At 64.0% G+C, this 19,179-nt stretch carries 20 protein-coding genes; 16 read left to right on the top strand and 4 right to left on the bottom strand.

Annotated elements, in window-relative coordinates; translation table 11 throughout:
• Positions 1 to 16 precede the first annotated feature (16 nt).
• Together AC51GT_RS07815 and AC51GT_RS07810 are read left to right on the top strand one after the other, a co-directional pair.
• The gene (locus AC51GT_RS07815) at positions 17 to 1,240 is read left to right on the top strand and encodes an acyl-CoA dehydrogenase family protein (protein WP_496325707.1); all 1,224 of its coding nucleotides are present in this window, start codon (positions 17 to 19) and stop codon (positions 1,238 to 1,240) included.
• Positions 1,237 to 2,268: a phosphotransferase family protein gene (locus tag AC51GT_RS07810; RefSeq protein ID WP_496328374.1), complete on the top strand. Its 1,032-nt coding sequence runs from the start codon at positions 1,237 to 1,239 to the stop codon at positions 2,266 to 2,268. The genes AC51GT_RS07815 and AC51GT_RS07810 overlap by 4 nt, the downstream gene beginning before the upstream one ends.
• A gap of 27 nt (positions 2,269 to 2,295) precedes the next feature.
• Here AC51GT_RS07810 and AC51GT_RS07805 read toward each other — a convergent pair whose 3' ends face one another.
• Complete coding sequence (locus AC51GT_RS07805) at positions 2,296 to 2,970, bottom strand: winged helix-turn-helix transcriptional regulator (RefSeq protein WP_496325705.1); 675 nt, start codon at positions 2,968 to 2,970, stop codon at positions 2,296 to 2,298.
• Between the two features lie 172 nt (positions 2,971 to 3,142).
• Between AC51GT_RS07805 and AC51GT_RS07800 the strand changes: the two genes are divergently transcribed.
• Entirely contained in the window at positions 3,143 to 3,964 is an 822-nt protein-coding gene (locus AC51GT_RS07800) for a class I SAM-dependent methyltransferase (protein WP_496325704.1), read from the top strand.
• On the opposite strand, the gene AC51GT_RS07795 is transcribed toward AC51GT_RS07800, so the two are convergent.
• Complete coding sequence (locus AC51GT_RS07795) at positions 3,945 to 4,547, bottom strand: QsdR family transcriptional regulator (RefSeq protein ID WP_496325703.1); 603 nt, start codon at positions 4,545 to 4,547, stop codon at positions 3,945 to 3,947. The genes AC51GT_RS07800 and AC51GT_RS07795 overlap by 20 nt on opposite strands.
• A gap of 63 nt (positions 4,548 to 4,610) precedes the next feature.
• On the opposite strand from AC51GT_RS07795, the gene AC51GT_RS07790 reads away from it, so the two are divergent.
• Together AC51GT_RS07790 and AC51GT_RS07785 are read left to right on the top strand one after the other, a co-directional pair.
• The gene (locus AC51GT_RS07790; protein ID WP_496325702.1) at positions 4,611 to 5,843 is read left to right on the top strand and encodes an acyl-CoA dehydrogenase family protein; all 1,233 of its coding nucleotides are present in this window, start codon (positions 4,611 to 4,613) and stop codon (positions 5,841 to 5,843) included.
• Complete coding sequence (locus tag AC51GT_RS07785) at positions 5,843 to 6,991, top strand: acyl-CoA dehydrogenase family protein (RefSeq protein ID WP_496325701.1); 1,149 nt, start codon at positions 5,843 to 5,845, stop codon at positions 6,989 to 6,991. The genes AC51GT_RS07790 and AC51GT_RS07785 overlap by 1 nt, the downstream gene beginning before the upstream one ends.
• An 18-nt stretch (positions 6,992 to 7,009) precedes the next feature.
• On the opposite strand, the gene AC51GT_RS07780 is transcribed toward AC51GT_RS07785, so the two are convergent.
• The gene (locus tag AC51GT_RS07780; protein WP_496325700.1) at positions 7,010 to 7,294 is read right to left on the bottom strand and encodes a 4a-hydroxytetrahydrobiopterin dehydratase; all 285 of its coding nucleotides are present in this window, start codon (positions 7,292 to 7,294) and stop codon (positions 7,010 to 7,012) included.
• A 6-nt stretch (positions 7,295 to 7,300) separates the two neighbouring features.
• Between AC51GT_RS07780 and AC51GT_RS07775 the strand changes: the two genes are divergently transcribed.
• The 11 genes from AC51GT_RS07775 (at position 7,301) to AC51GT_RS07725 (ending at position 18,654) form a co-directional block, all read left to right on the top strand.
• Positions 7,301 to 7,459 (top strand): hypothetical protein, encoded by a 159-nt coding sequence (locus tag AC51GT_RS07775; RefSeq protein WP_496328373.1) that lies wholly within the window; start codon positions 7,301 to 7,303, stop codon positions 7,457 to 7,459.
• 31 nt (positions 7,460 to 7,490) lie between these two features.
• Positions 7,491 to 8,000, top strand: coding sequence for an SRPBCC family protein (locus AC51GT_RS07770; protein ID WP_496328372.1), 510 nt, complete (start codon positions 7,491 to 7,493; stop codon positions 7,998 to 8,000).
• Positions 8,001 to 8,274: 274 nt separating this feature from the next.
• Entirely contained in the window at positions 8,275 to 9,930 is a 1,656-nt protein-coding gene (locus AC51GT_RS07765; protein WP_496328371.1) for an ABC transporter substrate-binding protein, read from the top strand.
• A gap of 5 nt (positions 9,931 to 9,935) precedes the next feature.
• The gene (locus AC51GT_RS07760) at positions 9,936 to 10,928 is read left to right on the top strand and encodes an ABC transporter permease (protein WP_496328370.1); all 993 of its coding nucleotides are present in this window, start codon (positions 9,936 to 9,938) and stop codon (positions 10,926 to 10,928) included.
• Complete coding sequence (locus AC51GT_RS07755) at positions 10,925 to 12,655, top strand: dipeptide/oligopeptide/nickel ABC transporter permease/ATP-binding protein (RefSeq protein WP_496328369.1); 1,731 nt, start codon at positions 10,925 to 10,927, stop codon at positions 12,653 to 12,655. Before AC51GT_RS07760 ends, AC51GT_RS07755 begins: the two co-directional genes overlap by 4 nt.
• On the top strand, positions 12,652 to 13,431 hold the full coding sequence (locus AC51GT_RS07750; protein WP_496328368.1) for an ABC transporter ATP-binding protein: 780 nt from the start codon (positions 12,652 to 12,654) through the stop codon (positions 13,429 to 13,431). Before AC51GT_RS07755 ends, AC51GT_RS07750 begins: the two co-directional genes overlap by 4 nt.
• Complete coding sequence (locus AC51GT_RS07745) at positions 13,428 to 14,771, top strand: hypothetical protein (RefSeq protein WP_496325693.1); 1,344 nt, start codon at positions 13,428 to 13,430, stop codon at positions 14,769 to 14,771. Before AC51GT_RS07750 ends, AC51GT_RS07745 begins: the two co-directional genes overlap by 4 nt.
• Positions 14,768 to 15,289 (top strand): hypothetical protein, encoded by a 522-nt coding sequence (locus AC51GT_RS07740; protein WP_496328367.1) that lies wholly within the window; start codon positions 14,768 to 14,770, stop codon positions 15,287 to 15,289. Before AC51GT_RS07745 ends, AC51GT_RS07740 begins: the two co-directional genes overlap by 4 nt.
• Before the next feature lie 180 nt (positions 15,290 to 15,469).
• Positions 15,470 to 15,970, top strand: a complete 501-nt coding sequence (locus AC51GT_RS07735) for a MarR family winged helix-turn-helix transcriptional regulator (RefSeq protein WP_496325691.1) — start codon at positions 15,470 to 15,472, stop codon at positions 15,968 to 15,970.
• Positions 15,971 to 16,007: 37 nt separating this feature from the next.
• On the top strand, positions 16,008 to 17,561 hold the full coding sequence (locus AC51GT_RS07730) for an MDR family MFS transporter (RefSeq protein ID WP_496325887.1): 1,554 nt from the start codon (positions 16,008 to 16,010) through the stop codon (positions 17,559 to 17,561).
• 232 nt (positions 17,562 to 17,793) lie between these two features.
• Positions 17,794 to 18,654 (top strand): alpha/beta fold hydrolase, encoded by an 861-nt coding sequence (locus tag AC51GT_RS07725; protein WP_496325690.1) that lies wholly within the window; start codon positions 17,794 to 17,796, stop codon positions 18,652 to 18,654.
• 2 nt (positions 18,655 to 18,656) lie between these two features.
• Here AC51GT_RS07725 and AC51GT_RS07720 read toward each other — a convergent pair whose 3' ends face one another.
• Positions 18,657 to 19,100 carry a MarR family winged helix-turn-helix transcriptional regulator gene (locus tag AC51GT_RS07720; RefSeq protein ID WP_496325689.1) on the bottom strand — a complete coding sequence of 148 codons (444 nt, stop codon included), beginning with the start codon at positions 19,098 to 19,100 and terminating at the stop codon, positions 18,657 to 18,659.
• Between the last annotated feature and the right edge of the window lie 79 nt (positions 19,101 to 19,179).

Genomic DNA, 19,179 nt, shown 5'->3' with positions numbered 1-19,179 from the left:
ATGTAGGTATGTGGCAATGGATTTTGGCTACACCGACCGCTGCGCCGACTATCGTGGGCGCCTGCTGGCCTTCATGGACGAACACATTTACCCGGCAGAGGAGATCTATGCCCGGCAGATGCGTGAATCCGGTGACCCGCATTTCGATCCACCGATCATCGAAGAACTCAAAACCGAGGCCAAAACGCGTGGACTGTGGAACCTCTTTCACCCCGACCCACGCTACGGACCGGGTCTGAGCAACGCCGAGTACGCACCACTGGCCGAGATCATGGGCCGTAGCGCAGTGCTGGCGCCCGAGGCCTGTAATTGCTCGGCGCCCGATACCGGCAACATGGAAGTGCTCAGCCTGTTCGGTTCCGACGAGCACAAAGAGAAATGGCTCGCCCCGTTGCTGGACGGGACGATTCGCTCCGCGTTTGCGATGACCGAACCCGGTGTCGCCAGTTCCGATGCCACCAACATCCAGATGAGCATGCAGCAAGACGGCGACCACTGGATCCTCAACGGCCGCAAATGGTGGACGTCGAACGCCTTGCACCCCAATTGCAAGGTTTTGATCGTGATGGGCAAGACCGATCCCTACGCCGCCGTCCATGCGCAGCAGTCGATGATGGTGGTGCCGATCGACGCGCCGGGGGTCACGGTCCTGCGCAATCTCCCGGTTTTCGGCTATCAGGACCGAGAAGGTCATGCCGAGGTGCTCTTCGAGAATGTCCGGGTCCCCGACAAAGACGTGCTGGCGGGGGCCGGGGCCGGGTTCATGATCGGGCAGGCGCGGCTCGGACCAGGCCGTATCCATCACTGCATGCGCGCCATCGGGATGGCCGAACGCGCTCTGGAGCTCATGTGCGCCCGGGCGTCGCTGCGCATTGCGTTCGGGAAACCGCTTGCTGCGCAATCGAATATCCAGGATTGGATTGCCGAGGCCAGGATCGAGATCGAGATGGCGCGTCTGCTCACACTGAAGGCGGCGTGGCTGATGGACACCGTCGGCAACAAGGCGGCGCGCACCGAGATTGCCGCGATCAAGGTGGCCGCACCGAACATGGCTCTCAAGATTGTCGACCGCGCGATCCAGGTGCACGGGGGTGGCGGGGTCTCCGACGACTTCCCGCTGGCCAGCATGTACGCCCACCTGCGGGCGCTGCGCTTGGCGGACGGCCCCGACGAGGTGCACAAGCGGACGATCGCGCGTCAGGAACTCGCCCAGTACCGAAAAATCGGAGCGGAGTCATGAGTGATGTGGTCGGAATCGACGCCGATGCGGTGTCGAAGTGGATCGACGGCCTCGATATCGGCGCCGTCGGGGCGATCACATTCGACCGAGTCGGCAACGGCCAGTCGAATCTGACCTTTCGGGTGCAGGACTCCGCTGGTTCGCGGTGGATCCTGCGTCGGCCGCCGCTGGGCACGCTGCTCGCCTCGGCCCACGACGTACTGCGTGAGCACCGGATCATATCGGCGCTGCACGACACCGCCGTTCCGGTGCCGGAGATGATCGCCTCGACCGCCGACCCCGCGATCACCGAGGCGCCGTTGGTGCTGATGAGTTTCATCGACGGGGCCGTCATCGACAATCCGGCTGTGGCAGAAGAACTGTCCCCGGACCACCGTCGGCAGATCGGTCTCGACCTGCCCCGTGCACTGGGCACGATCCACGCGGTGGACCTCGACGCCACCGGACTGTCCGATCTGGCCAGTCACAAGCCCTACGCGGGCCGTTTGCTGAAGCGCTGGAGCGCACAGTGGGACCACTCGAAGACCAGGGAGGTCGCCGAGATAGCCGACGTGGCCAAAGCTCTGGCGGATCACGCGCCCGAACAGGGGGAGTTGACGCTGGTCCACGGCGATTACCATCTGAGCAACGTCATCACGTCACCGGCAGCCGGCCGCGTGGTCGGGATCGTCGACTGGGAATTGTGCACACTCGGTGAACCGCTGGCCGACCTCGGCAACTTGCTCGCCTTCTGGCCCGAATCCGGTGACCGCGTGACCGGGCCGTCCAGGGTGTCGACCACCCCCGGCTTTCCCACCCGCGCCGAACTGGTCAGTGCGTATGCCGAAGCAACAGGGCGGGATGTCGCCGAGATCGGGTACTGGCACACGATGGCGCTCTGGCGGCTGACGATCATTGCAGAAGGCATCCTGCGGCGGCTGTTGAACGATCCCCGCAACGCCTCCCGTGACGGCGGGCCGACACAGCAGCTGGTCGACGATCTTGTCGAGCTCACCGTGCAGGTGGGCGAAGAGGCGTCGATCCTCTGAATGACACCGGCCGCACCACGGAGAGCCTCACACCGGACGCGGGATCCGGGACATCTGTCCCTGGCCGATCCAGTCCGGTACCTCGTTGCGGATGTTCCGGGCGGCGGTGATCTCGACATCGCCGGATCTCAGGGCGGAGTTCCACGAACGATCACCACGCCAGATCGCGGTGAGATCCCGCAGGGTTGCCTCGACGGTGGCGTCGATGTCGAATCCGGGGTCGTAATCGCAGACATCGACGCCGCCCCCGGAGACCACCAACCACCATCGTGAGGCCTTGGCCGGGACGTCTGCCAGGCGAAACGCGACGACGGTACGGGAGCGCGGCCACTGGTCGACTGGGACGGTACGGCGCATGTCCCACAGCAGCAGGTGGGGATCGAGGTCGGCCTCACCGAGTTCCCCAATCCAGCGCATACCCCACGAATTGAGTGCCTCGACCACCGTGGACAATTCTTTGCCGCTCGGGGTGAGCGTGTATTCGGTTCTGCCGCTGTCGATCTCGCGGTTGATGACCCCCGCGCGCTCGAGTGTTCGCAGTCGCTTGGACAGCAGGGCGGGGGACATCTTGGGGACACCACGACGCAACTCGTTGAAATGATTGCTGCCGGCGAGTAGTTCACGCACCACCAGCAGGGTCCATCGCTCGTCGAGAACCTCCATGGCCTTGGCGACGGGGCAGAACTGACCGTATCCAGACATCGGGACTCCTTGCGTTGTCCCTGCCAGTACACACCCAGTCCGTTCGGCGCACCAGTACAGATTCAGAAGCTGCTGCGGTACAGATCTGGAACTGGAACCCGCCGGGGCCACGTCGCAGGATCGAAGGCGTCAGGAACATCCGCGTTCATTGCGCATACGAAGGAGTTTGGCGATGGCCACACCAACAACAACCCCCGACCCGATCAAGATCAAGCACCGAGCATTGTGGGCGTCCGGTGACTATCCCGCCGTCGCCACGCAGGTGATCGCGAATCTCGGTCCGACGTTGGTCGACGCGGTGGGGATCGGCGAAAATGATCGGGTTCTGGACGTCGCCGCGGGTTCGGGTAACGCCGCCATCCCGGCCGCCGAAATCGGAGCGGTGGTCATCGCGAGTGATCTGACCCCTGAATTGTTCACGGCCGGAAAGCAACTGGCCGCCGAAAGGCAGGTCGAACTCACCTGGCGGGAAGCTGACGCCGAAGCACTTCCATTCGACGACAACACATTCGACGCGGTCATTTCCTGTGTGGGTGCGATGTTCGCGCCACACCACCGGGAGACCGCCGACGAGATCATCCGCGTCTGCCGCCCATTCGGCCGGATCGGATTGATCAACTGGACGCCACGGGGGTTCGTCGGTCAGATGTTCGCGACGATGAAGCCCTACGCGCCGCCACCGCCGCCCGGCGCGCAGCCGCCACCGTTGTGGGGCGACGAGGACCATGTGCGAACACTCTTCGGGGACCGCGTCACCGAGCTCGCGGTGGTCAAGCAGACGCTGAAGGTGGACCGGTTCGAGACACCGGAAGAGTTCCGGGAGTTCTTCAAGGCGACCTACGGTCCGACGATTGCGGTGTACCGGGCCAACGCCGACAATCCGGACGCCATCGCGGCGCTGGACACCGGCCTGGCCGACCTCGCCCGCAAGGCGCTCGCCGACGACGGGGTGATGGAATGGGAGTATCTGCTCGTCACCGCGGTCGTGAGGTGACCGCACCGGCCAACAGTAATTCGACCATTGCGGTTGCCTGTTTTGGTGCGGGTGGTTCACCCGTGATCATGTCGCTCCAGATGAAGGATTCTCCGACGCGCACGATCGCATAGGCAAGAGCCGTGATGTCGACGTGGGATCCGATATCGGGAATCGTTCCAAGCCGCACCGCATTCCATTCGATGAGCCGGCCCTGGACAACGCTGTACCGGGTGCTGAGCACCCGGAGCGCATATTCGGGATCATCGGAGACAAACCGCGAGAGTGGGCGGTAACCGCGCACGGCCGTGGCCATCTCGCCGAAATTGTGCACAAATCGTTCGACTGTCGAGGGGTAACCCTCACGGTCCTCCACGCGACGTAATGCCTCGCCAACGATGCGCCACACGACCTCGCCGATGATGACCTCACGGCCCGAATACCAGCGATAAATTGTCGCGCGGCCGATACCGAGTTCGCGAGACAGCTGTTGGACATCCACTCGGCGTCCATCGCGAAACCAGCTGTGGGCGAGATCGATGACGTCGTCGCGGGTCGCGCGTTGCGATGTTGCACCATGACCGTTGACGGCTCCCTGAGACATAAGTAGATTTTGTCTCCAGCGGCGTCGGTGGTCAATCGAGTCGTGGATACGCGGGGAGCGCAGATGGATTTGGATTGGTCAGAGGCCGACGCAGCCTTCCGGGATGAGGTTGTCGCCTTTCTCGATGAGAAGCTCACGCCCGACCTGCGTGAGGCAGGCCGCCTCATGACGAGCGTCTACTCCGAGCACGAGGCGAGCATGGAGTGGCAACGCATCCTGTACGAGCGTGGCTGGGCGGCGCCGGCCTGGGCGGTCGAACACGGGGGTTGCGACTGGAGTCTGACCCAGCACTACATCTTCAGCCGCGAATCCGTGCTGGCGGGTGCGCCGTCGTTGTCGCCCATGGGTATTCGGATGGTGTCCCATGCCATCGCCGCGTTCGGCACGCAGGAACAGAAAGACTTTTTCCTGCCGGGCATCCTGACGGGCGAGGTGTTCTTCTGCCAAGGGTATTCCGAACCGGAGGCGGGTTCGGATCTGGCGTCGCTGACGATGGCTGCCGTCGACGAGGGTGACGACCTGGTCTGTACGGGAAGCAAGATCTGGACAACCCATGCAGCCGAGGCGAATTGGATGTTCTGCCTGGTCCGGACCTCCAAGCATGAGAAGAAACAGCAGGGCATCACCTTTCTTCTGATCGACATGACATCGCCGGGCATCGAGATCAGGCCGTTGGTGATGACCTCGGGTGAACAGGTGCAGAACCAGGTCTTCTTCGACGGCGTGCGGGTGCCGAAGTCGAATGTCATCGGCAAGATCGACGACGGCTGGACCGTCGCGAAATACCTGCTCGTCTTCGAGCGCGGTGGCGCCGCAGCAGCTCCCGCGCTGCAGGTCATGGCGGAATCAGCAGCCAAGGCGGCAGCGGATGTGCCCGGTCCGGATGGTCGTCCGCTCATCGAGGATCCGGCGTTCTCCGCCAAGCTCGCCGAGGCCGAGATACGGACGAAGGTCCTCGAAATACTGGAGTACCGGACGTTGTCGGCGATGGCGTCGGGTGAGGATCCGGGGCCGGCATCGTCGATGCTGAAGGTTCTCGCGACCGAACTCAGCCAGAAGCTCACCGAGATCACCCTCGAGGCCGCCGGCCCGCGCGGGCGGGTGTATCAGCCGCACGCTGCCCGACCGGGCGGCCCGATCGCGGAGTTCTCCGAACCTGTGGGCGGATATGTCAGCGGTGAGCAGTGGCAGGCGGTGGCGCCTCTGCGGTACTTCAACGACCGAGCCGGTTCGATCTACGCCGGTAGCAACGAAATTCAGCGGAACATTCTCGCCAAAGCAGCATTGGGGCTCTGATGGACTTCAGCCTGACAAAAGAGCAAGAACTCCTTCGTGACGGACTCACCAAGTTCCTGAGCACGCGATACGACCTTCAGAGCAGTCGGGCCGCGGCCAAGATCGGCGCGGGCCGGCAACCGTCGATCTGGGCCGGTTTCGCCGACGAGCTCGGCATCCTCGGCGCCACCTTGCCCGAGGAAGACGGTGGACTCGGCGGCGGTCCCGTAGAGCTCATGATCGTCACCGAGGCTCTCGGATACGCGTTGGTCGTCGAACCGTTTGTCGACACGGTGGTGATCGGGTCCGGGCTGCTCCGGCGGGCCGGCGGTGATCGAGCAGCGAAGATCGTCCAGGACATTGTTGCCGGCACGGCGATCACGGCGTTTGCCGCCACCGAGCCGACGTCGGGCCACACCTACCGCGATGTGACCACCACGGCACGTCGCGACGGTGATGGCTGGGTGATCAACGGGGCCAAGACGGTGGTCACCAGCGCCCCGCTGGCGAACCATCTCCTGGTCACTGCGCGCACCTCCGGATCGCAGCGTGACACCGACGGCATCTCGCTGTTCGTGGTCGACATCGATCCGCACGAGTTGCCCGCCGGCGTCGAGAGCCACGCCTACCGCACGATCGACGACCGCCAGGCCGCCGACCTGACGTTCACCGACCTGCGACTACCCGCCGATGCACTGTTGGGCCCCGAAGGCGGTGCCTGGCCATCGATCGACAAGGCAGTCGACGAGGCCACCGCTGCGGTTGCGTCCGAGGCCGTGGGCCTGATGCGAAAGGTATTGGCGGACACCGTCGAATACGCGAAGCAACGTCGGCAGTTCGGGCAGCCGATCGGCGGTTTCCAGGCGCTGCAGCACCGGATGGTCGACATGTACATGGAGGTCGAGCAGTCCATCGCCGCGGTCTATCTCGCCGTGCTCAATCTCGAGGCCGACCCGGTGGAGCGGTCGCTGGCGGTTTCGGCAGCCAAGGCGACCATCGGACGGTCGGCGCGGTTCATCGGCCAGAATGCGGTGCAGTTGCACGGCGGAATGGGGATGACCGAGGAACTGGCGATCGGGCACTACTTCAAGCGTCTCACCGCGATCGAGTACGAGTTCGGTCCGGCCGACCAGCACATCGCCCGATACGCGGCGCTCTCCGCCCGTTGAGCAGGACGTCCGCGTAGGTCAGGGGGCGAGATCGTCGATCTGGTGGGCGAGCAGGGTGTCCTTGCCGGTGATCCCGCCCTCTGAATGCGTGCTCAGGGTGAATGTGACGTTGCGCCAACGGATATCGATGTCCGGATGGTGGTCGGCTGCTTCAGCCGCCTCGGCAACGTGGTTGACGAACGAGATCGCTGCCGGAAAACTCGGGCATTCGACAGTGCGGGTCAATGAATCGCCGGTACGCGACCAGAACGTCAGGTCGGCGAGGGCCTTGGTGATGTCGGATTCGCTCAGTAGACCAGCCATGACCTGATGCTGCCAGGCCACACGGTACGGGGCAACACCAATGTCGACGTCCTCGATATCACGACTACGGTGCCGACGCGGTACCGCTACCGGGTGATTCGCTTCGACACCGGATCGGGCGAACCGGTCTTCGATCTGGTGGAAGAGTTGAACACGATCGGCTGAGTTTCATGCGCGGGCGTGGCTAGTGTGTTGTATGACTGTTGAACAGACGCAAACCGAACGTATCGAAGCCGAGCGCCTGATCCGCGCGTCCGCAGCCGACATCTTTGCCGTCCTCACCGATCCGCAGGGACATGTGGCGATCGACGCGTCGGGGATGTTGATGGACGCAACCGGTGACCGCGTGAAAGCTGCCGGCGACAAGTTTGTGGTCCACATGGATCGGGAGGCGCTGGGTGACTTCCCGTTGGGGGAGTACGACGTAACGGTCACCATCAAGACCCTGGAACCCGATGTCGAGGTCTCCTGGACGATTCTCGGTCGGCTGCGACCGCAGATCGGGCACGTCTATGGCTATCGTCTGGAGCCGGCCGCTGATGGGGCGACGAAGGTGACCTCGTTCTATGACTGGTCCGACATCCATCCGGAGTGGCGTGAGAAGAACATCTTCCCGGTCATCCACACCAGCTCATTGGCGAGCACGCTCGGCATTCTCGACCGGACGGTACGTCGGGGCTACCCGCATCAGACGGCTCTCACATAGGACTTCCTCTGAACCGAGGGCTATTGAACGGGGGTCTATAGGGATGGTGTGCCGGGGATCCGGTCCCATTGATTGAGGCGGCCGCTTGCTCGACCACTTCGCATTCGCGGCGGAATTCGATCCCCGTTCCTCGTCGATCAGTCGGGCCATGTTGTTGCCCCATGGCCTGGCTACGAGGTTGTCGGCCGGACCGTGGGGGACTCCTGCCATCTCGAATCCGCAGTAAGCTAGGCTAACCTTACAAAGGTTATGCAAGCCTTACCAAAGGATTCAGATGTATTCCCCGACTTCTTCGATGCGGCGCCGCGGCGCCTTGTCGGCGCTTCTCGCTTCCGCGCTTGTTGTGGCGGCCTGTGGTTCAGACGACGACTCCGCGGGCGGCGGCACCCTGACGGGTCCGGCGACGGCAGAGAGTTTGACAATCGCGGTCGACAAAGACTCCGGTCCGGCCAATATTTTTGCCGGACAAACAGATCAGATGACCGAGCTGATCTATGACAAGTTGCTCTCGCCGTCCCCGTACGTGGACGATCCCCAGCCATGGCTGGCCACCTCGGTCGATCAGGTGGACGCGACCACCTGGGAAGTCGCGCTGCGTGACGATGTCAACTGGCACGACGGTGTGCCGTTCACGGCATCGGACGTGGTCTTCAGCTTCCACTACATGCATCAGGCGCCCACCGGTCGCTTCACCCACCACGTCAACGACACCCCCTCGATCTCGACGGTGGAGACCACCGAGGACGGGGGAGTCCGATTCGTCTGCGACTACGCATGTCCCGAACTGGGTACGGTGACGCTCGCCGATCTGCCGGTCCTCCCGGAACACGTGTGGTCTTCGGTCGATCCGGCAAAGGCCAAGGAGTACACCGGACTTCCGGTGGGCACCGGTCCGTACAAGTTGGTCGACCACAGTCCGACCTCCGGATACCGGTTCGAGGCCAACGCCGACTACTTCGCCGGCACTCCAACTGTCGATGAGCTGATCATGCCGGTCATCACCGATTCATCGGCGACGTTCACCGCACTGCGGTCGGGACAGATCGATGCCACCACGAGGTCGCTGACACCCGAGCTCATCGACGAGTTCGGCAATTCGTCGGAGATCTCGGTCATCAAGACCTCCCCGCTGCGATACCCCGAACTCAAGCTCAACTTCCTCGAAAAGCCTTTCAGTGAGCCAAAATTCCGCACCGCGCTGAACATGGCCACCGATCGCGATCAGCTGCTCGAGATCGTGGGACTGGGGCAGGGCCGCCCCGCCACGCAGGGCTACGTCCACCCGGACGCACCGTATTCCAATCCCACCGAGGCGAAATACGACGTCGCGGGTGCGAACGCGATCCTCGACGAACTCGGATACGCGGACAAGAACGGTGACGGAATCCGGGAGAACGAGACCGGGGAGAACCTGACGTACACGATTCACGTCGACGGCGGTCTGGCGCCTGATGTGCGGGCGGCAGAACTGCTGACCGAGGACTTCGGCAAGGTCGGTCTCGACGTCTCGGTGGCCGCGGTCGACACCGGGTCGCTCTCGGACATCTCATCGGACAAGAGCTACGACATGTACATCACGACGAACTCGCCGCACGCGGTCGGCGACTCGACGCAGTTCATCATGTCCCATCGCTCGGGCAACCTCTGGAAGGCGCCGTCGATCCCGTATCCCGAGTTCGATGCGCTGTACGAGAAGTGGAAGGTGACCGAGACCAACGAGGCACGTCTGGCGGTCCTCGACGAAATCCAGGATCTCTACAACGCACAGCCCACCACCATCGGGCTGTACTACCCGGACGAGAACTTCGGCGTCCGTTCGGACAGCTTCGGGGGGTGGGTCGAGACCCCCGGCTACGGCATCGTGCACAAGTGGTCATTCCTGCCTCGAGAGGTCAGTGAGACCGCCAACGCCATCGCGCCGGTTCGCTGACCCCGATGACTCTGCTTCGTCGTATCGGGCAGTACCTGCTGGTCCTCTGGGCAGCGGTCACGCTCAATTTCGCGCTGCCGTATCTGGCGCCGGGAGATCCGGTTCAGTATCTGTACGGCGGCGAGGAGGGGAACCTCGCGCCCGAATACGTCGAGCAGATCCGGCAGAGCTACGGGCTCGACAGGTCTGTCCCCGAGCAGTACCTCTCCTTCTGGGGAGGACTGCTGCGGGGCGACCTGGGAATGTCTGTCGGACACAACCGTCCGGTGTGGGACGTGCTGATGGAGAAGCTGCCCTGGACGCTGGCGCTGGTGGGTACCGCGATGCTCATCGCCGCAGTGCTGGGGACCCTCCTCGGCACCTGGGCCGCGTGGCGTCGCGGTACCAAGCGTGAGACGGCGACCGTGACGGGTGTTCTCGCGATCGACTCGATGCCGGGCTTCTGGGTCGGGATGATCCTGATCGCGATCTTCTCGGTCCAGTTGGGATGGTTCCCGTCGTATGGGGCAGCACCGATCGATGCCACCGGATGGGAATGGTTCACCGCGGTTGCCGTCCGGATGGTGCTGCCGGTGCTAACGCTTGTGATCGCCGGCATCGGTGGGTTCTTCCTGCTGGCGCGGGCGTCCACGGTAGGTGTCCTCGATGAGCCCTACATCCGGCTCGCCCGCGCCAAGGGATTGACCGAGCGCAGGGTCGCACTCGGGCATGCACTTCGCAACGCGTTGCTGCCGGTCTTCACCAGCCTGACACTCGCCGTGGGCACCTTGCTCTCCGGTGCGGTGGTGGTGGAGAGCGTCTTCGCCTATCCCGGTCTGGGACAACTCACTTACGACGCGGTCACGGCTCGCGACTATCCACTGCTTCAGGGTGCATTCCTGCTCGCGACGATCGGCATCGTCGCCGCCAACATCGTCGCCGACCTCACCTATCCGCTCATCGATCCGCGGGTGCGGCGTGAACGCATCTCTCATGAACGGAAAGAGGTCTTTGCATGAGGGGTTCCGACGCGGGCGTCACGACGGCGCTGGGCCGGACGGTCTCGGCCCGATCCAGACGCATGGCGGTGGGCGGGGGATCGATCCTCGCGGTCCTGGTCCTGTGTGCCGTCGCCGCGCCGGTTCTGGCTCCCCATGATCCGGCCGAGCGGGTCACCCGACCGTTCGCCCGGCCGTCCGCCGAGCACTGGCTCGGTGCCGACGATGTGGGGCACGACCTGCTCAGTCAGCTGATCCACGGCGCCCGGATCTCGTTGTTGGTCGGAATCGTCGCTGCCCTGGCCGCGACGGTGATCGGTGCGCTGGTCGGCGTGGTGGCGGGCTACTCCCGGGGCTGGGTCGATGCGGTGTTGATGCGCATCGTCGACGTGATCCTGACCCTTCCGGTCCTGCCGCTGACCATCGTCATCGGTGTCTTCGTCGGACCCGGGATCGGTACCCAGATCCTGGTCATCTCGGCGGTGCTGTGGGCCGGACTGGCCAGGGAACTGCGGTCGCAGGTTCTGTCGCTGCGCGAACGGGACCACATCCAGTCCCTGAAATCCATGGGGGCCGGTTCCGGTTACATTCTGCGCCGGCATGTTTCGCGCGCCGTATTCCCGCTGGTCATCCCGCAGTTCATCCTTGCGGCCAAGACTGCGATCCTGCTCGAGGCCTCCTTGGCATTTCTCGGTCTCGGTGACATATCCTCTGCCAGTTGGGGTTCCATGCTCGCGATGGCAAATGCGCGAAGTGCGTTCCTCACTGATGCCTGGCTCTGGTGGATCATGCCGCCGGGCATCGCAATCGCGTTGACCGTCATGGCGTTTGCCCTCATCGGAAACGCGCTCGAGGAGCGTTCACGGCCGGTACTGGGCAGGCGTGAGAAGCGCGAACGCCGTCGTCCTGTCGATACGAGAGAATCGGCAGCCCGGTGTGAGGATGACGGCCTCGCTCCGCTCCGGATCGAAGACCTGACCGTCTCGTACGGCCCCGGCTGCGCTGGGGTACACACGGTGTCGTTGTCCGTCGCCGCCGGCGAGATCGTGGCGTTGGTGGGCGAGTCGGGGAGTGGCAAGTCGACGGTGGCATCATCGGCTGTCGGACTGCTTCCCCCGGCTGCCGAAATCCTGAACGGCTCGGTCGAGGTCGAGGGGCGCGAGATTACGACGATGTCGGCGGCCGACCTACGGGCCATGCGCGGCAATCGGATTGCTCTCGTCCCGCAGGAAGCGATGAGTGCACTGAACCCGGTGCGTACCGTGGGCGCACAGTTGATCGAAGCGATGATGGCGCACGGGACGTACACGCGACGAGCAGCACGCGTTCGCGCCGCGGAACTGCTGGTCCTCGTCGGGATCGACGCCGCCCGGATCGATGCCTACCCACACCAGCTTTCCGGTGGCATGCGGCAGCGAGTGGTCATCGCCATGGCATTGGTCAACGATCCTGCGGTCCTGATCGCGGACGAGCCGACCAGCGGCCTCGACGTGCTGATGGAGGTCGAGATCTTGTCGTTGCTGACGGACCTGCGAGAGAAACTGAACGTGGGCATGTTGATCGTCTCGCACAACCTGCCCGCGATGGAATCGATCGCGGACCGGATCGCGGTGATGAAGGACGGCGAGATCGTCGAGACCGGTTCGACCGCAAAGATCATCGGGGACGCGGAGCATCCGTACACCCGGAGTCTGATCGACTCCGTCGTCAGGTTGGAGCCGGCGCCGGAACTGGAGGCCGCGCGATGAGTCTGCTCGAGATCACCGGCCTCGGCGTCTCGTTCCACGGACGACCCGCCGTGGCAGATGTGAACCTGAGGGTCGACGCGGGCGAATCCGTAGCCCTCGTCGGTGGTTCCGGCGCCGGAAAGTCGACCGTGGCCCGCGTGGTGGCAGGACTCGAGGTGCCCTGTACCGGTGCGGTGCGGTTCGACGGCACTGACATCGTCGGCACGCGCCGCGCCGTCGCCCGCCGCGTCCGCCGGGACATGCATCTGGTCTTCCAGGACCCGTATGCGTCTTTGCCGCCGACCCTGACCGTTGCCGACATCGTCGCCGAACCCATGGTGATCCACCGGATCGGCAGCCCGGCCGGCCGCAGAGATGCCGTGCTGCGAGCACTGGAGTCGGTCAATCTCGCTCCGGCCGTTCGCTATTCGGGCCGATATGTGCACGAGCTGTCCGGTGGTGAGCGCCAGCGGGTGGCATTCGCCCGCGCGATCGTGACCGGACCCAAGCTCGTCATGGCCGACGAACCGACGAGTGGGCTCGACGCCTCGCTGCGGGTCGAAATCGTCGACTTGATGGAGCGACTGTGCCGCGAGGAGGCAATCGCGATCATCCACATCACCCATGACCTGGCCCTGGCTCAGCGGGGCTCACACCGAATCGCAGTGATGCAGAACGGGCAGGTGGTCGAGAGCGGTTCGGTCGAATCGGTTCTCGGGAGGCCCCGGCATCCGTATACCGCAGCGCTGGTGGCGGCAGCCGGCCATCGGCACGTATCGACAAAGGAGGAAATATGACGCAATTCGCGTTGGTGACAATGCACCCGACCGGGGAACTCTCACCTTTTGCCAGGGGTGAACTCGGCTATGAGGTGACCTCGATCGACTGCTACGACCTCTCCGACGAGTCGCTGGCGCCTCATCGGATTCTGGTGATCGGATCCAACGTCGACCAGGAGCATCTGGCCCGCCATCGCGGCGTGATCCGCCGCTTCCTCGATGCGGGCAAAGTCCTGATCTTCTGCGGACATCTGAACCAGGACTGGCTCCCGGGGGCGCGACACTTCGAGCCGACGCTGCCACGCCGGCGCGCGTCGTATGTGGTGACCGAGGTGGCCGACCATCCGGTGTTCGCCGGAGTCGAACTCGCACACATGACCGAAAGGCGCGGCGTCGCCGGCTTTTTCGCCCGTGGGCACCATCCCGTCCCGGACGGCGCGGAGCCGCTGGTGCATCTGATCGGTGGCCAGCCGGTGACCTATGTCGACCGAGTGTCCACGGCGGGCACGATCTTCGTACATGCAACCGGTGACCTTTTCGGATATGCCGTCGGCATCGAGGACAACACGGCGGCGAGGATCCCCGGACAACTTGCCCGGTGGGCTGCAGACGAGGCGCAATCTTTGCAGGAGCAACCGCTGCGCAGCGGGCGTCCTGTCGACGAGTGGGAACCGGTGCCTGCGAGCCCGTCCACCGCAACCGGCCAGGGCCTCGCGGCGGTCTACGGCGGAAACTCGCATCACCACCGCGCGCTGACCACCGGCAAGTACGCCGAGCACCTCACCGGCGGGCTGCTGTACCTGCCGGAACTGGCCGAGACCGACCTGACCGGATACGACGGCATCATCATCCCCGAACGAATCCACCGCGGATTGCTCGATGCCGCCGCACCTCGCATCATGGAGTTGCTCGATGCCGGTGGAACGGTCGTGTCGTTCAGTGGCGGAGAACCGCTGCCGGGCTTCCTGCCCGGGGTCCGGTGGCAACACCGGCCGACCAATTACTGGTGGTGGCTCGAACCCGGGGCCGACCTCGGGATGAGCACCCCGAATCCGGAGCATTCCTTCTTCACCCATCTCGGCGTGGGGGATTGCACCTGGCACTATCACGGTGCGGTCCAGCCGCCGCCCGGAGCCGACGTCCTGCTCACGCTTCCCGACGGTGACGTGCTCGCCTACGTGGACCAGGTCAGCACCGCCGGAACGATGGTCATCGCGACACTCGATCCGATGTCCCACTACGGCGCCTACTTCATGCCGGCAACCGAACGGTTCCTCGACGGCTTCATGCCATGGATTGCCGAGTTCGCCGGATCTCCCGAGTTCACCCAAAAGAAGAATGTGAGAACTGCACCATGACGAACTCCCTCGAAGTGATCGATCAGGGCACGGCGCTCACGTTCGGATTCGATGACGCGCTGCGCTATCACGGACCGTTGGCGCCGGGAGGTGTCGCACACGCCTACAAGGTTCTCGAACGCGCCTTGCCGGTGCTGGCGCAGGATGGACCCGTCGAACGGCGGGACATCGTGATCACGACCTCTCACGGTGGCCCCGGGGTGCGGGACACCTTCGAACTCGTGACCAGGGCCGTCACCGAGGGGCGGTACACAGTTGACAGCACGTTGAGGCGACCGGAACGCGGAATGACGATGGAGATCTATGTCTTCCAACTCGACTATCGCGGGCAGAGCGTCACGCTGGTGATCCGGGAAGGGTTTGTCGTCGACGAATACATCACCCTCTCGCGCAAGGCCGATCGCAGCGCAGACGAGGGCGCGCGTCTGGTCGTGGTGAAACAGGAGATGGCCGATCGCGTGATGGCTGCCCGGGCCGACGAGGTCTACGACATCGTTCCGAGTGTGCGATCGGTGTGACGATGTCCGGACGAAACTGAATACTGCGTGGTGAGCGGGACCGCGGACCGGGAGGATCGGGCCGCGGTCCCGTGTTCTGTTGAGAGGCGGAATACCTGCGGACCCCACTTAGTTGATGTCTACATGCAACTAACCTATAGTTGCATAACGCAATCAATTATTTGAAGGGGGGAGTCACCCATGGCATTGACCACAGAGGCGGCCCACGCCCTGATCGTGGATCTGCACCTGCTCGGCCGGATGATGCGGCGAGCGCTCGCGACCGACGACAACGCCGAGATCCACCAGGGTGGCCTCGGCGTACTGGCGGCGCTGGCTGCCGGTGAGCCGTGTCGGCAGATGGACCTCGCCACAGACCTGTGTCTGAGTCAGTCCGCACTCAGTCGCCACATCACCGAGCTGGTCAACAGCGGTTATGTCGCCCGGCAATCCGATCCGGAAGACGGCCGCGCGACCCGCGTATCGCTGACCCCGGCGGGGCGGGAGCTGCTGTACCGCAACCGCGATATCCGCGCCCGTGAACTCCAGAAAGTGCTCGCCGACTGGCCTGAAGCCGAGGCCGAAGCCGCACGGGTCACGGTCCAGAAACTCAAACAATCTCTGAACGACCATATGCACCGGACCGGACGACTGGAGACCGCAGCGGATGGCGAAGTAGAAAGCGAGGAAGTCTGTGTCTAGTTCGACGATGGCGGTGGAGAATCACGATCCGCTGGCGATGACCCATCAACAAGTTCTCAAGACGATGATCGGACTCCTCGCGGGCCTGTTCACCGCGCTGCTCAGCACAACGATCGTCGCGACGGCGCTCCCGACGATCATCGGTGATCTGAAGGGCTCACAGACCGCATATGCCTGGGTCATCACCACAGCTCTGCTGGCCAACGCCGCCTCGACCCCGATCTGGGGCAAACTCGCGGACATCTTCAACAAGAAGGTGCTCGTCCAGAGCGCGCTGGTGATCTTCGTTGCCGGCTCGATCATTGCCGGGTTCTCGCACAACGTGCCGATTCTGTTGGCAGCGCGGGTGATCCAGGGTGTCGGTATGGGCGGTTTGACGGCTCTGGTCGTCGCCATCATCGGCAGCATCGTCTCGCCGCGTGAACGTGGACGCTATTCGGGGTACATGGGTGCGGTCATGGCGGTGTCGATGTCCGGTGGCCCGATCCTCGGTGGTGTCATCGTCGACAGCCCACTGGGATGGCGCTGGTGCTTCTTCGTGTGTGTGCCGCTTGCGGTGATCGCGCTGTTCCTGCTGCAGAAGACGCTGCACATCAAGACCGAACGCAGGGAAGACGTCTCGATCGACTGGCTCGGCGCCACGTTGCTGACCGCCGGGATCTCGGTCCTGCTGATCTGGGTCTCCTTCGCGGGCAAGGCCGGCTATTACGATTGGTTCTCCAAGGAATCCGCGCTGTATGTCGGCGCCGGTGTACTGCTCCTGCTGGCAACCGTCATGGTCGAAGCCAAGGTGAAGTCGCCGATCATCCCGCTCAAGATCGTCGTCGAGCGGACCACCGGACTGGCAATCATCGCCTCGATCGCCGTCGGGCTGGGAATGTTCGGCGCCACCACGTTCCTCGGCCAGTACTTCCAGACCGCCCGCGGCTTCTCTCCGACACTGGCGGGCGTCCTGTCCATCCCGATGGTTGCGGGCATGCTGCTCGGATCAGTCGGTTCGGGCCAGCTGATCAGCCGCTTCGGTAAGTGGAAGCCGTACATGCTCGTCGGTTCGACGTTGCTGATCGTCGGATTCGGCCTGCTGGGGACGATCGATCACGCAACCAACCTGTGGCTGGTCGGAGCATTCACGATGGTCGTCGGACTCGGCACCGGCATGCTGATGCAGAACCTGGTCCTCGTCGTTCAGAACACCGTCAGTGTTCGCAACATCGGTGCGGCCTCGAGCAACGTCGCGTTCTTCCGAACATTCGGTGGCGCTGTCGGTGTCTCGGTCCTCGGTTCGGTACTGGCCACCAGGGTTGCCGATCTGTCGGCTTCCGGATTGTCCGAACTGGGCATCTCCGGCGCTTCCGGCGGGGGCAACCTCGACATCGGTGCATTGCCTGATCCGGTTCAGACGGTTGTGCGAGCGGCCTATGGCGATGCCACCAGCGCGATCTTCCTGATCGCGGCGGTCGCAGCGGTGGTCGCGTTGATCGCAGTGGCGTTTCTCCCGAATCGGCCTCTACGCACGACCATCGACATCTCTGCAGATGAGGATCCGATGCGCGAAGGCGGCACGCCGCCGCGGGACCTGGTCGACGCCTGACCTACCGCCCGCGCCGCGAACGATCCGGATATACGAAGACGAGCCAGAATTATGTGGCTCGTCTTCGTGTATCCGCTCGTTTGCAGCTGGGAGACGCGCTGATGACGTGTATTGCGCCCATACTGTTTGGTGACGGTCACGCCCGGGAAAGCTGGAACCGAATCCGGCTCACTCACACGCCGCTGTCGATATGCCCGGTTTCGGGTCACGCGGTAACCCAATGGGAGACGACATGAACGAACTCCACCACATAGACCTGCACGGCGAGCGTGTCGCATATCGAGACGAGGGGAGCGGTGAGGTCCTCCTGCTGATCCACGGGATGGCAGGCAGTTCGACGACCTGGCGCGCGGTGGCGCCGCTGCTGGCCCGCACCCATCGGGTGATCGCACCCGATCTGCCCGGCCACGGCGAGTCCGGGAAGCCACGTGGCGACTACTCACTCGGTTCCTTCGCCGCGACCCTGCGGGATCTGCTGCGCGCACTCGGGATCGACAAGGCCACCGTCATCGGTCAGTCGCTCGGCGGCGGCGTCGCCATGCAATTCACGTACCAGCACCCCGAATACTGCGAGCGCCTTGTCTTGATCGGTAGCGGCGGACTCGGTCCGGACGTCAACTGGACCCTGCGGCTCCTGGCGGCTCCCGGGGCCGAGTTCGTGTTGCCCGTCATCGCGCCGAAGCCGATCCTGGCAGCGGGAAACAAGATCGGGTCGTGGATGGGCTCGCTCGGAATCCAGTCACCGCGCGCGACGGAGACGTGGCGGTCCTATTCGTCGCTCTCCGACCGGGAAACCCGGCAGGCATTCCTGCGGACGCTGCGTTCGGTCGTCGACCATCGCGGCCAGGCGGTCAGTGCGATGAACCGGTTGTACCTGAATTCGGAATTACCCACGCTGCTCATCTGGGGTGATGCCGACAAGATCATCCCGGTCGCGCACGGCTACGCCGCACACGAGGCCATTCCGGGCAGCCGGCTCGAGGTCTTGCCCGGCGTCGGACACTATCCGCATGTCGAGGCGCCGCTGACGGTGGTGGACATCCTGGAGGACTTCCTCGGAGTCGCACCTGCACGGGCGCGTACCACCAGCTGAGGTCACCAGCTCGGACGTAGTCGTCCGGGCCCGGACAAGACATTCAACGACCTGACGAATGTGTCGAAGTCTTTACGCGGCAGCTGTTCGTGCCAGGAATCGACACATTCTTCGGCGGACTCCTGTGCCGCCCGCGTGCACGCCTGTCCGCGTGGGGTGAGGCTGATCAGCTGGATGCGGCGGTCGGTGTCGCTGGCCTCCTTGGTCAGGTAGCCGCGTTCGATGAGGTAAGAGATCAGTTGGGCGGCTGCCTGTTTGGTCACCTGTAACTGCTCGGCGATGTCCGTGGCGGTGGTCGGGCCCGAGGACGCTGCGGCGAAAAGAAACCCGTGAACCGGTCGGACGTCGGTGAAACCGCGTCGGACCATGCCGTCCTGTATCCCGTCGACCAATTGTGCCGACAGTCTCAGGAGGGAAGAGGCAGATTGCCAGTCGGTATCGGTCATGGGACAAGTATGCCATCGACAGACAAGCTCCTTGTCTATATGGTCAAGAGGCTTGTCTATCACCTACCTGGAGGTTTCC

It is taken from the genome of Williamsia sp. z34 (genome assembly GCF_059553395.1).
The sequence above is the reverse complement of the archived record's forward strand: the minus strand, read 5'-3'. Positions and strand labels throughout refer to the sequence as shown.

What these genes read in the sequence shown, in the direction of transcription:
- AC51GT_RS07815 (WP_496325707.1), top strand. Translation starts at nt 17, where the DNA reads ATGGATTTTGGCTACACCGACCGCTGCGCCGACTATCGTGGGCGCCTG.
- AC51GT_RS07810 (WP_496328374.1), top strand. Translation starts at nt 1,237, where the DNA reads ATGAGTGATGTGGTCGGAATCGACGCCGATGCGGTGTCGAAGTGGATC.
- AC51GT_RS07805 (WP_496325705.1), bottom strand. Translation starts at nt 2,970, where the DNA reads ATGTCTGGATACGGTCAGTTCTGCCCCGTCGCCAAGGCCATGGAGGTT.
- AC51GT_RS07800 (WP_496325704.1), top strand. Translation starts at nt 3,143, where the DNA reads ATGGCCACACCAACAACAACCCCCGACCCGATCAAGATCAAGCACCGA.
- AC51GT_RS07795 (WP_496325703.1), bottom strand. Translation starts at nt 4,547, where the DNA reads ATGTCTCAGGGAGCCGTCAACGGTCATGGTGCAACATCGCAACGCGCG.
- AC51GT_RS07790 (WP_496325702.1), top strand. Translation starts at nt 4,611, where the DNA reads ATGGATTTGGATTGGTCAGAGGCCGACGCAGCCTTCCGGGATGAGGTT.
- AC51GT_RS07785 (WP_496325701.1), top strand. Translation starts at nt 5,843, where the DNA reads ATGGACTTCAGCCTGACAAAAGAGCAAGAACTCCTTCGTGACGGACTC.
- AC51GT_RS07780 (WP_496325700.1), bottom strand. Translation starts at nt 7,294, where the DNA reads ATGGCTGGTCTACTGAGCGAATCCGACATCACCAAGGCCCTCGCCGAC.
- AC51GT_RS07775 (WP_496328373.1), top strand. Translation starts at nt 7,301, where the DNA reads ATGCTGCCAGGCCACACGGTACGGGGCAACACCAATGTCGACGTCCTC.
- AC51GT_RS07770 (WP_496328372.1), top strand. Translation starts at nt 7,491, where the DNA reads ATGACTGTTGAACAGACGCAAACCGAACGTATCGAAGCCGAGCGCCTG.
- AC51GT_RS07765 (WP_496328371.1), top strand. Translation starts at nt 8,275, where the DNA reads ATGTATTCCCCGACTTCTTCGATGCGGCGCCGCGGCGCCTTGTCGGCG.
- AC51GT_RS07760 (WP_496328370.1), top strand. Translation starts at nt 9,936, where the DNA reads ATGACTCTGCTTCGTCGTATCGGGCAGTACCTGCTGGTCCTCTGGGCA.
- AC51GT_RS07755 (WP_496328369.1), top strand. Translation starts at nt 10,925, where the DNA reads ATGAGGGGTTCCGACGCGGGCGTCACGACGGCGCTGGGCCGGACGGTC.
- AC51GT_RS07750 (WP_496328368.1), top strand. Translation starts at nt 12,652, where the DNA reads ATGAGTCTGCTCGAGATCACCGGCCTCGGCGTCTCGTTCCACGGACGA.
- AC51GT_RS07745 (WP_496325693.1), top strand. Translation starts at nt 13,428, where the DNA reads ATGACGCAATTCGCGTTGGTGACAATGCACCCGACCGGGGAACTCTCA.
- AC51GT_RS07740 (WP_496328367.1), top strand. Translation starts at nt 14,768, where the DNA reads ATGACGAACTCCCTCGAAGTGATCGATCAGGGCACGGCGCTCACGTTC.
- AC51GT_RS07735 (WP_496325691.1), top strand. Translation starts at nt 15,470, where the DNA reads ATGGCATTGACCACAGAGGCGGCCCACGCCCTGATCGTGGATCTGCAC.
- AC51GT_RS07730 (WP_496325887.1), top strand. Translation starts at nt 16,008, where the DNA reads ATGACCCATCAACAAGTTCTCAAGACGATGATCGGACTCCTCGCGGGC.
- AC51GT_RS07725 (WP_496325690.1), top strand. Translation starts at nt 17,794, where the DNA reads ATGAACGAACTCCACCACATAGACCTGCACGGCGAGCGTGTCGCATAT.
- AC51GT_RS07720 (WP_496325689.1), bottom strand. Translation starts at nt 19,100, where the DNA reads ATGACCGATACCGACTGGCAATCTGCCTCTTCCCTCCTGAGACTGTCG.